7 protein-coding genes and 2 rRNA genes (1 of these 9 cut by a window edge) are annotated in these 13,385 nt (G+C 66.9%); all 9 read right to left on the bottom strand.

The window, feature by feature from the left end; genetic code table 11:
- Positions 1-1,947: ribosomal RNA gene (locus AC6I0Y_RS09300) — 23S ribosomal RNA — on the bottom strand; it reaches 1,021 nt to the left of the window's first position.
- A 333-nt stretch (positions 1,948-2,280) separates the two neighbouring features.
- Positions 2,281-3,788: ribosomal RNA gene (locus AC6I0Y_RS09305) — 16S ribosomal RNA — on the bottom strand.
- The 16S and 23S rRNA genes sit together here, the layout of an rRNA operon.
- Before the next feature lie 421 nt (positions 3,789-4,209).
- A complete protein-coding gene (locus tag AC6I0Y_RS09310; RefSeq protein ID WP_497731247.1) occupies positions 4,210-5,157 on the bottom strand; it encodes an anti-sigma-I factor RsgI family protein in 948 nt (315 codons plus the stop codon).
- Complete coding sequence (locus AC6I0Y_RS09315) at positions 5,154-5,645, bottom strand: RNA polymerase sigma factor (RefSeq protein WP_497731250.1); 492 nt, start codon at positions 5,643-5,645, stop codon at positions 5,154-5,156. The genes AC6I0Y_RS09310 and AC6I0Y_RS09315 overlap by 4 nt, the downstream gene beginning before the upstream one ends.
- An 18-nt stretch (positions 5,646-5,663) precedes the next feature.
- A complete protein-coding gene (locus AC6I0Y_RS09320) occupies positions 5,664-6,209 on the bottom strand; it encodes a hypothetical protein (RefSeq protein WP_497731252.1) in 546 nt (181 codons plus the stop codon).
- 198 nt (positions 6,210-6,407) lie between these two features.
- Positions 6,408-7,625: a tyrosine--tRNA ligase gene (tyrS, locus tag AC6I0Y_RS09325; protein ID WP_497731254.1), complete on the bottom strand. Its 1,218-nt coding sequence runs from the start codon at positions 7,623-7,625 to the stop codon at positions 6,408-6,410.
- A 60-nt stretch (positions 7,626-7,685) separates the two neighbouring features.
- Positions 7,686-10,250 carry a U32 family peptidase gene (locus tag AC6I0Y_RS09330; RefSeq protein ID WP_497731257.1) on the bottom strand — a complete coding sequence of 855 codons (2,565 nt, stop codon included), beginning with the start codon at positions 10,248-10,250 and terminating at the stop codon, positions 7,686-7,688.
- 73 nt (positions 10,251-10,323) lie between these two features.
- Positions 10,324-10,830, bottom strand: coding sequence for a hypothetical protein (locus AC6I0Y_RS09335; RefSeq protein WP_236643428.1), 507 nt, complete (start codon positions 10,828-10,830; stop codon positions 10,324-10,326).
- Between the two features lie 96 nt (positions 10,831-10,926).
- The gene (locus AC6I0Y_RS09340; protein ID WP_497731260.1) at positions 10,927-13,248 is read right to left on the bottom strand and encodes a transglycosylase domain-containing protein; all 2,322 of its coding nucleotides are present in this window, start codon (positions 13,246-13,248) and stop codon (positions 10,927-10,929) included.
- Positions 13,249-13,385 lie beyond the last annotated feature (137 nt).

Genomic DNA, 13,385 nt, shown 5'->3' on the forward strand with positions numbered 1-13,385 from the left:
AGTGCTAACGCATCCGCGTAACCTTCCGGCACCGGGCAGGCGTCAGACCCTATACGTCGTCTTACGACTTTGCAGAGTCCTGTGTTTTTGATAAACAGTCGCTTGGGCCGTTTCGCTGCGGCCCCCGCACGCTCCGGACGCGAGGTCCTTCACCCGCAGGGGCGCTCCTTCTCCCGAAGTTACGGAGCCAGTATGCCGAGTTCCTTAACCATGGTTCTCCCGATCGCCTCGGTATGTTCTACCCGCCCACCTGTGTCGGTTTTGGTACGGGCGCCGATGGTCCTCCCTAGAGGTTTTTCTCGGAAGCATGGGCTCGCCGGCTTCGCCATGAGGCTTCGTCTCGCGTCTCAGGCTCACGTGAGGCGCTGGTTTCCACGCGCCTCGCCCTACATGCTTTCACGGGGACGTCCAGAACCCCGCCCGGCTACCCTTCTCCGTCGCCCCCTCGGTAGATAGCGGCCCATCAGCGGTACGGGAATGTCCACCCGTTGCGCATCGGCTACGCCTTCCGGCCTCGCCTTAGCTCCCGACTGACCCTGGGAGGATTAGCCTTGCCCAGGAACCCTTAGGCTTACGGCGGCTGGGTTTCTCGCCCAGCTCTCGTTACTCATGCCAGCATTCTCACTTCCGTCCCCTCCACCGCGGGTCGCCCCGCGGCTTCTCCGGTGACGGAAAGCTCCCCTACCAATGAAATGAATCATTCCGCCGCTTCGGCGCATCGCTTAGCCCCGTGAATTGTCGGCGCATGTCCACTCGACCAGTGAGCTGTTACGCACTCTTTAAATGCATGGCTGCTTCTAAGCCAACATCCTGGTTGTCTGGGCAGACGCACATCCTTTGCCACTCAGCGATGACTTGGGGGCCTTAGCGGGCGGTCTGGGCTGTTTCCCTCTCGAGCACACAGCTTAGCCCACATGCTCTGACTCCCGGCCTGTGATCCCATGGCATTCGGAGTTCGGTTCCCGTCGGTAGGCGGTGAAGCCCCCTCAGGGATCCGGTGGCTCTACCACCATGGGAGAACGGCCGAGGCTAGCCCTAAAGCTATTTCGGGGAGAACGAGATATCTCCGGGTTTGATTGGCCTTTCACCCCTATCCACAGGTCATCCCCTCCGTTTTCAACCGAAGTGGGTTCGGCCCTCCACGGGGTCTTACCCCCGCTTCAGCCTGCCCATGGATAGCTCACCCGGCTTCGCGTCTGCAGCATGCGACTGAATCGCCATCTTAAAGGCTCGCTTTCGCTGCGGCTCGTTTCATAACTTAACCTCGCCGCATACCGCAACTCGCTGGCTCATTCTACAAAAGGCACGCCGTCACAGCGCGAGGCTGCTCCGACTGCTTGTAGGCGCACGGTTTCAGGTACTGTTTCACTCCCCTCTCGGGGTGCTTTTCACCTTTCCCTCACGGTACTGGTGCGCTATCGGTCACAGGAGAGTGTTTAGCCTTGGAGGGTGGTCCCCCCGGCTTCGGACCGGGTTTCACGTGTCCGGCCCTACTCGGGAAATCCCCACGGGGGGAGCTGGGTTTCGCGTACGGGGCTCTTACCCGCTGCGGCCGGCCCTTCCATGCCGTTCCGCTACCCAGCTCCTTTGTGACCCCGCCCAGGCGGGCAGCGCCTGGGATGAGGCTCCCACGACCCCCGGGCGGCAACGCCTGCCGCTTACACGCGCCCGGGTTTGGGCTCGCGCGCTTTCGCTCGCCGCTACTCGCGCGATCTCGGTTGATTTCTCTTCCTCCGGGTACTTAGATGTTTCAGTTCCCCGGGTTGTCCCCCCGCCCCTATTTGATTCAGGGCGGGGTGCCCGGGCATGACCCCGGGCGGGTTCCCCCATTCGGAGATCCTCGGATCAAGGGATGTGTGCTCCTCCCCGAGGCTTATCGCAGCTTGCCGCGTCCTTCTTCGACTTCCTGTGCCAAGGCATCCGCCGTGCGCCCTTGGTATCTTCATCTACCGTCCAAGGTTCGCACGGAGAAGCATCGTAGTTGCTTCTCCAGATACTTTGAACTTATGTTCAAACATACGTTTGCGATCGTATTGTCTGTCCACGATGCGGACCACCTTCTTAATGCATGGTGCATTGGGATTGTGGTTTCGTATCATGGTTCGCGACACATTCGTGCCGCGCGCTATGCAACTGTCAAGGTGCGCGGGGCGGAGCCCCGAGGGCCGGATGCTGCGGACGAGGCCAGGAGACGACCTCCGTGAGATAGGTTTGAGATAAGTCTTCCGGGAGCGGGGAGCAGACGCTCGACCCGCCTCGGACTCGTTAGAGTCTCCCTAGAAAGGAGGTGATCCAGCCGCACCTTCCGGTACGGCTACCTTGTTACGACTTCACCCCCCTTACCCTCCACACCTTCGACGCCTCCGCCCCCAAGGGGTTCGGCCGGCGGCTTCGGGTGCAGACGACTCGGGTGGTGTGACGGGCGGTGTGTACAAGGCCCGGGAACGTATTCACCGCGGCATGCTGATCCGCGATTACTAGCAACTCCGACTTCACGCAGGCGGGTTGCAGCCTGCGATCCGAACTGGGGCCGGCTTTGCGGGATTCGCTCCCCCTCGCGGGGTGGCGGCCCTCTGTACCGGCCATTGTAGCACGTGTGCAGCCCAGGGCATAAGGGGCATGATGACTTGACGTCGTCCCCACCTTCCTCCGGCTTGACGCCGGCAGTCTCCCATGAGTCCCCAACTCAATGCTGGCAACATGGGACAGGGGTTGCGCTCGTTGCGGGACTTAACCCAACATCTCACGACACGAGCTGACGACAGCCATGCACCACCTGCGCAGGCTCCTCTCGGCCACCGGGTTTCCCCGGCTTCACCTGCATGTCAAGCCCTGGTAAGGTTCTTCGCGTTGCTTCGAATTAAGCCACATGCTCCGCTGCTTGTGCGGGCCCCCGTCAATTCCTTTGAGTTTTAGCCTTGCGGCCGTACTCCCCAGGCGGGGCGCTTAATGCGTTGGCTGCGGCACGGAGGGAAGGCCCCCCCACACCTAGCGCCCATCGTTTACGGCTGGGACTACCAGGGTATCTAATCCTGTTCGCTCCCCCAGCTTTCGCGCCTCAGCGTCAGTGCCGGCCCAGAGAGCTGCCTTCGCCATCGGTGTTCTTCCCGATATCTGCGCATTCCACCGCTACACCGGGAATTCCGCTCTCCTCTACCGCACTCGAGCCGCCCAGTTCGGAACCCGGCCCGAGGTTGAGCCCCGGGGTTAGAGGTTCCGCTTAGGCAGCCGCCTACGCGCGCTTTACGCCCAATGAATCCGGATAACGCTCGCTCCCTACGTATTACCGCGGCTGCTGGCACGTAGTTAGCCGGAGCTTCTTCTGCAGGTACCGTCAATATCTTCCCTGCTGAAAGCGGTTTACAACCCGAGGGCCGTCATCCCGCACGCGGCGTTGCTGCGTCAGGGTTTCCCCCATTGCGCAAAATTCCCCACTGCTGCCTCCCGTAGGAGTCTGGGCCGTATCTCAGTCCCAATGTGGCCGATCGCCCTCTCAGGCCGGCTACCCATCGCGGGCTAGGTGGGCCGTTACCCCGCCTACTACCTAATGGGCCGCGACCCCATCCCTTGCCGTCGGGGCTTTCCCGCCGGCCCCATGCGGGGCCCGCGGAGTATCCGGTATTAGCCGCCGTTTCCAGCGGTTGTCCCGGAGCAAGGGGCAGGTTGGTCACGTGTTACTCACCCGTTCGCCACTCTATTCCCGGCCGAAGCCGGCTTAATCGTTCGACTTGCATGTGTTAGGCACGCCGCCAGCGTTCATCCTGAGCCAGGATCAAACTCTCCGTTCAAGCGGCCTTGCGGCCGCATCGGTTCGCTTGATACAAGCTGAAATATGTCTCATCCGCCCTGCGCCCGCAAGCGGGCCCGGGCCGAATCGACGAGGTCAAAATGTCCGTCTGACACTATTCGATCCATCTCGAAATTCATCCACAGTATCCGGTTCTCAAGGTTCCGCGCCGTCCGCTCTCGTGAGCGGCGCAAGGAGATACTTTACTAGGCTTCCGGAGGTTTGTCAACGACTTTTTTCGAATTTCTTCGAGGCCGGTCGCCGCCTCGCCCGCCGGGGGCCGCCGCCTCCCTCTCCCGAAAAAGACAGCTTGCATATATTACTGCTCTGGCGGGAAAGCGCAAGGGTTGATATCGACCTCCATAATTCCTGCATAAGAGCCGCAGGCGACGCCGGGAACGCCTTACTTATATAAGGAACGGCTAGGCTCCGTGGCGACCGTGACCATGGGAGCCGCCAGCCCCTTCGCCCTGGCCCTGGCCTTGGGCGCCGCGCCCCTCCCCTGCCCCGCTGCCCGCGTGGGGGCCGCGTCCGGCGCCAGTGGAGGCATCGTCCGACGAGCTCTCGCCATGGCCCGCGCAGGCGCTGATGCGATCGCGCAGCTCGCGCATGCTCATGGCCGCGCACTCGTCGAGCGTGAGCGAGGGATCGAGCGCCACGAGCTCCTGGGCGGCCTGGTAACGCGCCATGCCCATGCCGGCGGCGCTAGCCTGATCGCGCACCTCCGTGCCGACGCTTCCGCAGGCATGATCGCAGGGAAGGGCCTCGAGAGCGGCATCCGTCTGGGCGGCAAGACGGTCGGCCAGAGCGGTGTCGGCGGAGGCGACGCTCACCTCCACGAGGGAGCCGGCGTCGGCATAGGGCGCGAAGGCGGCGCTCGTGGTGAGCGCGTCGATGGCCTCCTGGTATCCGAGGCCGGTGAGCGCCACGTCCTCGAGCAGGGCGCGGCCGTCATCGTTGAGGGGGCGCGCCTCCACCACCCGGTCGAAGCGGTTGATCCCCAGCTCGATGGAGGGGTTCACGTCGATGCCGACGAAGGCGACCGGCTCGCGGTAGACGGAGTGGAGACCGAAGCCCGCAAGGGCCAGGACGAGGCATGCCGCAAGGGCCGCGATCGCGCGGGCGGGGCGACGACGCCGAGCGGCGGCACGCACGGCGGGAGAAGGCGCCGGGGCCTCTGCCGCAGCGGTCGGCCCGGCACTCGTCGCGGGAGCATCAGCGACCAGCGGCTGCCCGGGAGCCGCGCTGGCACCCTCCGCGCCTTGGCAGGCCCGCGCCTCCTCGATGGCGGCCAGGGTCTTCTGCCGGAGGGAATCGGGCACGTGCTGGGCGTCGAGCGCACGACGGACGCGGGCGTCGAGGTCGGTCATGCGAGCACCTCCTTCAGCTGCCGCTTTCCGCGGGCTATCCACGAGTAGACCGTGTTGACGGGCGCCTCGACCAGCTTGGCTATCTCAGGCGCCGTGTAGCCCTCGTAGATGGCGAGGTAGAGCGGGGTGCGCGGCGGGTCGTCGAGCGAGCGCAGCGCGTCGATCACCTCGTGGACGGAGGATCCGGGCTGCGTCTCGGGGTCGTCAGATACGGCAAGGCGGGCGGCCGCCTCGTCGAAGGGGACAGCCGTGCGGCGCGCGGCGCGGCGCAGGAGGTCGCGGCAGACGTTGGTCGCCACGCGAATGAGCCAGGCCTTGCGATGCTCCTCGCCCTCGAAGGCCTGGGCGTCGGCCAGGGCGTACTTCATGAACGTGTCCTGGAAGGCATCCTGCGCGTCGGCGTCGTGACGCAGCGACAGAAGGCAGACGCGCCAGACGGTATCGCCGTGGCGCGTCATGGCCTGCTCTATGTCATCGCTCGGACGCACGGGAGCGCGAAGAACGACCTAGCGACGGCAGCCGTAGCCCTGGCCGCCGTGATGACCCATGCCGCGAGCGCGACCGCAGCCGCTGCCGTAGTTGTCGCAGGCACCGTCAGCGTCGGCATCGACGTAGCCGGGGCAGGAGGCGGCGCCGCGGCCGGCGCCTTGGCCGGAAGCGTAGTTGTCGCAGACGCCGTCGCCGTCAGCGTCGACGTAGCCCGGGCAGGCGGCGAGGCAGCCATGGGCGCGGGCGGACGCGCCCGCGGCAGGGGCGCCCTGACGCGGGGAGCGCTCAGCGTAGTTGTCGCAGACGCCGTCACCGTCGGCGTCGACGTAGCCGGAGCAGGAGCCGGCGCAGCCGTGGGCGTAGCCGTCGCAGATGCCGTCGGCGTCCTTGTCGACGAAGTTGGGGCAGGCGGCCAGGGCGGCCGCGGCCGGCGCGGAGGGCGAGACGGACACGCTGCCCGCGGCCGAGCCGCCAGCCGGCCCCCACGCGGCAAACGCCACGGCGGGAACCGCCAGGACGGTAAGGGCCACGGCGGCGATGAGCGCGATCATTGACTTCTTCATGGAACTGACTCCTCCTCTAGGACTCCTCTTCGCGATCTCTCTTGTCTCTAATACGAACGAGGGCCCGTGATCCTTGCAAGGATATCAGAGAAATTTGGAAAATTTCGCCCGGCAGACGCAGGGATGAGGGGCAGAGACGGCAGAAGTCACGCGTCGGAGCACAAAGAAGGGGGCGCGCCTGCGCCCCATTCTCTCCTGCTATACGAGCTTGACGAACTTTCGCTTGCCTACCTGGATGGTGGCTCCGGCGAGGAGGGCCGGATCGACGTTGTAGGCCTTGGGAGCGAGGGGCTCGCCGTTGACCTTCACGCCGCCGCCGTCGATGAGGCGGCGCGCCTCGCCGACGCTCGGGGCCAGGCCCGCCTCATGGAGCAGCTTCGCCACGTAGACGAGGCCCTCGTCGTTGGGGGTGAGGTCGGCGGCGAACGCGGGGATGTCAGCCGGGGCCTCGTGCTTCTTGAACACGAGGTCGAACTGCTCCTCGGCCGCCTGGGCCGCCGCGTCGTCGTAGTAGGAGGCCACGATGTTGCGGGCGAGCGCGCGCTTCACCTTGTTGGGATGGAGCTCGTCAGCAGCCAGGCCCGCCTCGATGGCGTCGATCTCGTCGACCGGCACGGTGGAGGCCAGGCGGTGGTACTTGACCATGAGCTCGTCGGGGATGGACATGACCTTGCCGAACATGTCAGCCGGCTCGTCGGTGAGCCCGATGTAGTTGCCGTAGCTCTTCGACATCTTCTTCACGCCGTCGGTGCCCTCCAAAAGCGGCAGGGTGAGGCAGACCTGGGGCTCCATGCCCATCTTCTCCATGAGCTCGCGGCCGGCGAGCAGGTTGAACAGCTGGTCGGTGCCGCCGAGCTCCACGTCGGCCTTGATGACCACCGAGTCGTAGGCCTGCATGACCGGGTAGAGGAACTCATGCAGGCTGATGGGCTGGGAGTTGGCGTAGCGGTTGTGGAAGTCGTCGCGCTCGAGGATGCGGGCCACGGTGAAGTTGGCCAGCAGCTTGAGGAGGGCCTCCATGTCGAGCGACAGGATCCACTCCGAGTTGTAGCGCAGGGTGGTCTTGGCAGGGTCGAGCACCTTGAAGGCCTGGTCGACGTAGGTCTGGGCGTTGGCGTCGATCTGCGCTCGCGAGAGCTGGGGACGCGTGGAGTTGCGGCCCGACGGGTCGCCGATGAGCGCGGTGCCGTCGCCGATGATGAGGGTGACCTGATGGCCGAGGTCCTGGAACTGGCGCAGCTTGCGCAGGGGCACCGCGTGGCCCAGGTGGATGTCGGGAGCCGTGGGATCGACGCCCAGCTTGACGTTGAGCGGCTCGCCGCGCTTGAGCTTCTCGAGCAGGGCCGCCTCGGGGACGATCTGGGCGGCACCGGACTTGATGATGTGGAGCTGTTCTTCGGGAGTTATCGGACTCATCTCCTTGGGATTGGGTTCGGCTGCTGGCAGGACATTCTAGCGCAGGGTGCGGGCCGCAGGCTAGCTGACGCCGCGGAAGAGGTGGCCCGAGGTGGTGTCGGGCATCTTGGCGATGGCGTTGCCGTCGTTCTGAGCCACGTGGAGCGCGCGGATGGCGCGGCCCACGGCATGGGCCGTCTCCTCGACGTTCATGAGGGTGGCGTCCACCATGAAGGCCGACACGCCGGCGGCCATGAGCTCGGGCAGGGCGGGAGCCACGTCCAGCTCCACGGAGTTGTACAGGTGGCTGCGCCCGAAGCAGTCGGTGACGACCGGGAACTCGAAGCCCTTGCGGTCACGCAGGTAATGGGGGCTCTTGCGGCGCGGGCAGACGGCGCAGTCCTCGTCACAGGGGCCTTGGCTCATGAGCAGGCAGTGCTCGGTGACCATGAGCTCGGTGGCGCCGATGAGCTGCACGCCGATCTCCACCGGCGCCTCGCGGGCGAGCTCCTCGATCTGGCGCAGGGTGAGCTCGGGCGAGAGCCATACGCGCTCGGCGCCGAAGTCGCTGACCGTGCGCAGCGAGAGCGCGTTGGTAACCGGCACATGCGGCCCCACGCTGATGAGCGCGCCCTCCTCAGAGGCCCGCTGGAGCGCGCCGAGGCTCTCGGCCATGAGGGGCTTGTCCTCGGCGGCGTACTTCCACACGTCGTGGGCCACGGCAGCCTCGCGGGAGGAGCCGACGGCCTCGTGGTCGACCACGGGCATGATGGGGATGCAGCCCTTGGGATAGCCCGCCTGCTCGGCAGCGGCGTTCAGCTGGCCTGCGATGACGGCCTCACCGCGGCGGTAGTTGAGCGCGGGCACGTAGATGAGGTGCGCGCCAGCCCGCTTGGCCGCGCGGGCGCAGGCAGGATTGGTCACCGTGACGGCGATGCGGCAGCCCGAGGGATGAGCCGCAGGCGCGGGATCGCGGGGGACGACGCGAGGCAGCGGCCGGTCGGCGGTTCCCGCCAGGATGAGGGACTGCAGGCGGTCGAGGGCCTCGGCGCGAATGTGGTGGAGCTGGGAGAACCCGATGCCCACGTTGTCGTCCAGGTCGATGGCGAGGCTCACCAGCCGGTAGGGCGTATTGCCGAGGCGGTCGATGTGGGCTGCCGCGTCGTCGAGGGAGACGGCGCGAGTGCGGGCCGCCTCGACCTCCTGGCCCTCCGCGACGCCGAGAAGACCGCCCTCGGGGAAGGCGGCGGCCAGGCGGCGGGCGATGGCGAGGGAGGTGCGGGCCGCGTCACCGTGCTCCAGGGGGAGCGCCGCGAGAACCTCCGCCTCCGTGGCGACGCGAAACTCGATGCCGAGCGGCTCGCCGATGCGCAGCGTGGCGGCGCCCACGAGGGGCACGCGGGGCTCGCGGGCGTCGTCGGCGAAGGCCGCCTCGGCGCTGCGCACGCGAAAGACGCGGTCGCCGGCCTTCACCGTGCGCGCCTTGCCCTCGAGCGGCAGGTGGTAACGTCCCCGCTTGTCGGTGCGAACAGGTCCCAGCGCAAGCGTGCCGTTGCCCTTGCGCGTCCAGAACTCCAGCACGTCGCCCTCGGCCAGGACGTGATCGCTCTTGAGGAAGGCGGCGCCGTCGCGCACCTCGTCAACGCGGCCGAGGAACAGCCCGCGGTTGTTGGGACGCCGATAGCTCATGATGCCGTTGCCGCGCTCCCCTTCCAGGTAGGCCGTGGTGAAGCCGCGCGAGAAGGCGTCGGTGAGACGGTCGCGATCGGCGTCGGTGACGCCGGGCTGCGCCGGCGCGGAGGGCGCATCTTGCCCGGAGGGGCTCGCGAGGGCCGCGTCCAGGGCCTTGCGATAGACGGAGACGACGGCCTGCACGTACTCGGGGGACTTCATGCGGCCCTCGATCTTGAGAGAGGCGACCCCGGCCTCCACCAGCGCGGGCACCAGGTCCACCGTGCAGAGGTCCTGGGGCGAGAGCAGGTGGTCGCCTGGCGAGGGCAGGCTCTTCTGCAGCGCTCGGTTGCGCAGCTCATAGGGCAGGCGGCACGCCTGGGCGCACAGGCCGCGGTTCGCCGAACGGCCGCCGATCAGGGAGGACATGAAGCACTGGCCCGAGTAGCAGACGCACAGCGCGCCGTGGGCGAACGCCTCCACCTCCATGCCCAGCTCGGCCGCCTCCGCAGCCAGCACGGCCACCTCCTCCACCGACAGCTCGCGGCCCAGGGTAACGCGGCGCGCGCCCAGGCGGGCGGCAGCGCGGATGCCGGCCAGGTTGACGGTGTTCATCTGGGTGGACACGTGGAGCCGCGCCTCGGGCAGGGTGCGCGAGAGCTCGGCAGCCAGGCCGATGTCCTGCACGATGAAGGCGTCGGCGCCGGCCCGGTAGGCCTGGCGTGCGCACTCCAGGGCGTCGGCCGCCTCGCCGGGAAGGATGATCGTGTTGAGCGCCACGTAGACGCTCACGCCGCGCAAATGGGCATAGGCGCAGGCCTCGCGCAGGGCCTCTAGGGAGAAGTTCCCCGCGTTGCGACGGGCATTGAAGGCCTCCAGGCCCAGGTAGACGGCATCAGCACCAGCGGCGACGGCCGCATGGAGCGCCTCGGGGGTGCCGGCGGGGGCCAAGAGCTCAACGGTGGGACGGGCCATGGGGTTCCTTTCTGCAGAGACAGCAAGGGCCCGGGCGATCGGCCGGGCCCTGTGGTGCGAGGGAGGATGGGGCTTACAGCTCGGCGGCGCGGGCGTCCCCGGCCTTGAGCTTGTCGATGCCCTCATCGTAGGTGTTCTGGATGTCCTTGACGCGCTGGTCGTAGGTGGCGTAGTCGAAGGGATGCTCGTCAGTGGCGCTCGCCACCTCGGTGTAGAGGGCGATGTAGCCGTTGAGCGCGTCCTTGAGCGCGTTGCAGCCGTCCACGTAGTCCTGCTGAACCTCCTTGAGCGGCTCGGGCGCCTCGATGGCAGCCAGGGCGTCGAGCGCCTTGAAGGCGTTGTCCGCCTGGGTGCGCATGGTCACCACGTCGCCGCGAGACACCGCGTCCTCGAAGCCCTCGAGCTTCTGGGAGAGGTCGTCCATGGTCTGGTTGACCTGGGCCATGTACTGACGGTTAGCCGTCTGGGCCTCGGTGGCCGGGTTGTTCTGGGCGGCGCAGCCAGCCAGCGCCACCAGCGCGCCCAGGCAGAGAGCCGCCAGGGCGAACGAGACGATACGTGTCATCTTGAAGCTGTTCATCGATGCTCCTGTTCCGGGGCCCGCGGGCCCTTCCGTCTTTATGCCGCCGGGCCGGCTTGAGCCGACCCGGAGTGGTGCCTATCGCGCTGCGGCCCTCTAGGCGGCGCGGCCCTGGTTGCCGGAGATGGTTCCCGGGTTGCCGCCCGTGTTCCCTCCGGTGTTGCCCCCGGTGTTGCCGCCCTGGTTGCCGCCAGTATTGCCACCGGTGTTGTCGCCGGGGTTGCCGCCGGTGTTTCCACCGGTGTTGTCGCCGGGGTTGCCACCCGTGTTCCCGCCTTGGTTGCCGCCCTGGTTGCCGCTCTGGTTGCCGCCGGTGTTGCCCGGGTCGGTGGCCGGCGGGGTGGTGGGCTGGGTGGCCGGCGGGGCGGTCGTGGCCGGCGGGGTGTCAGGGGCCTCGCCGGTCTGGGCTGCCTCGCCCTGCTCCTCGGCGCCCTCGTCGCCCTTGCCGTAGTTGCCGCCGATATGGTACTCCTCGTCCCTGAAGTCCTTGATGTAGTCGGGCTTCTTGTCGGCCTTGGGGAACTTCTCGGTCTGCTGGCCCTTGAGGGCCTTGCCGAGGAAGTCGGAGAACACGCTGGCCGCCGACACGCCGCCGGGGATGGACTTGGCCTTGGTGATGTCGGCGCGATCACCCAGCCAGATGGCCACGGACAGCTGCGGGGTGATGCCGCAGAACCAGTTGTCCTTGTAATCGTCAGCCGTTCCCGTCTTGCCGCCGGCCTCCTGGCCGAGGCTCCAGAGCGCCGCGGCGCGGCCGGTGCCGGAGGTGACGACGCCCTTCATGACCTCGATGGTGGCCACGGCCACCTCCTGGTCGATGACGCGCTCGCCCTGGGGGTTGGAGTTGTCCACGATGACCTTGCCGTTGCGATCGACGACGCGCTCGATGCACTCAGGGTCGTAGTGGACGCCGCCGTTGGCGAGCGTGGCGTAGGCGTCGGCCATCTCAAGCGGGGTGACGAGCGAGGTGCCCAGGGTGATGGAGCCCACCTCCTCCAGCGGAGAGGTGATGCCCAGCTTGTGGGCCATGTCGGCCACCTTGTCGGGCCCAAGCGAAAGGCACAGGCGCGCGAAGGCGGTGTTGGAGGACACGGCAAAGGCGCTCGCGATGGAGCGGGTGCCGTAGTCGGCGTAGCCGATGTTGTGCACGTCCCAGCCGGGGAACTTCTCCTGGCGGCCGGCGTCGATCTTCGTCTCGGGGTCGATCCCCTCCTCGATGGCGGCGGCCAGCGTGAACGTCTTGAACGACGAGCCTGCCTGACGACCGGAGCCGCCCTCGCCCGTGGCCATGTTCACCATGGTCTGGCCCTCGCCCTCGCCGTACTCTCCCTGGCTGACCATGGCCTTGATGTAGCCGTTGTCCGGGTCGATGGCGACGAGCGCTACCTCGAACGGGTCGCCGCCAGCCTGCTTCTTCTTCTTCTCGCAGGCCTCCTCGGCGTAGCCCTGCATGGTCACGTCGAGGGTGGTGTAGACGGTGAGCCCGCCCTTGAACACCTCGGCGGTGGAGTAGGCGTACTTGCCGTTGGGGTCGGTCAGCTGGTTGCGCACGTAGCTCGTGAAGTAGGGGTAGGCCAGGATGCCCGACTGCGAGGGCACCTTCTCGTTCAGGGTGATGGGCTCCGCCTTGACCGCGTCAGCCTCCTCCTGGGTGACGACGTTGTTGGACACCATGCGGTCGAGCACCGTGTTGCGGCGCTTGACGGCGTTCTCCATGTTCCGGGTGGGATCGTTGTAGGTAGGCGACTGCGGGATGCCGATGAGCGTGGCCGCCTCGTTCAGGGTGAGCTCGTTGGCGTTCTTGGAGAAGTAGCGCTGGGCTGCGGCCTGGATGCCGTAGGCGCCGGCGCCGTAGTTGATGGTGTTGAGGTACATGAGGAGGATCTCGTCCTTCTCGTACTGCTCCTCCAGCTTGAGGGAGATGTAGGCCTCGCGCACCTTGCGCTTGAGGGAGATGTCGTTCATCTCGTCCGCCAGGATGGTGTTGCGGACGAACTGCTGGGTGATGGTGGAGGCGCCCTCGAGCTGGCCGCCGGCCAGGTTGTTGACGAGCGCACGACCGATGCCGAGGATGTCCACGCCGTTGTGGGTGTAGAAGCGCTCGTCCTCGGTGGCGACGGTGCCCTTGAGCACGAGCTCGCTCACCTCGTCGAGGGTGACCGGCTGACGGTTCTCCAGCTGGAACTCGGCCAGGACGGTGGTGCCGTCGGAGGCGTAGACGACCGTGGGCTTGGCCGTGTTGTAGGCATCCGCGTTGGCATAGTCGGGGAGATCCTCGATCCACGCGGTGCACAGCCCGATGACCCCGGCCACACCGGCGACCACCACGGCGACGACGACGGCCAGCGCCATCAGCACGCCGGTCTTCTTGTTGCTGGTCCGCGTTCCCTTGCGGCCCTTGATAGCCCTGGAGCCCATGATCACCTCCGTCGAAAACTGCCGCTCATTGTACCATCGGCCCGTTAGAGCAGGGGTTTCTTCACAGTTGTGGGGAGAAAACCACAGGAGGCGCGGTGGGGCAGGCAGGTGCGCGAGCGGGGGCCGGGCTCCCGCAA

The organism is Adlercreutzia sp. St.1H8 (assembly GCF_059728655.1).

Bases quoted from the DNA above. Each gene is read 5' to 3' on its own strand.
- AC6I0Y_RS09320 (WP_497731252.1), bottom strand. From the start codon at position 6,209: ATGAAGAAGTCAATGATCGCGCTCATCGCCGCCGTGGCCCTTACCGTC.
- AC6I0Y_RS09330 (WP_497731257.1), bottom strand. From the start codon at position 10,250: ATGGCCCGTCCCACCGTTGAGCTCTTGGCCCCCGCCGGCACCCCCGAG.
- AC6I0Y_RS09310 (WP_497731247.1), bottom strand. From the start codon at position 5,157: ATGACCGACCTCGACGCCCGCGTCCGTCGTGCGCTCGACGCCCAGCAC.
- tyrS (WP_497731254.1), bottom strand. From the start codon at position 7,625: ATGAGTCCGATAACTCCCGAAGAACAGCTCCACATCATCAAGTCCGGT.
- AC6I0Y_RS09340 (WP_497731260.1), bottom strand. From the start codon at position 13,248: ATGGGCTCCAGGGCTATCAAGGGCCGCAAGGGAACGCGGACCAGCAAC.
- AC6I0Y_RS09335 (WP_236643428.1), bottom strand. From the start codon at position 10,830: ATGAACAGCTTCAAGATGACACGTATCGTCTCGTTCGCCCTGGCGGCT.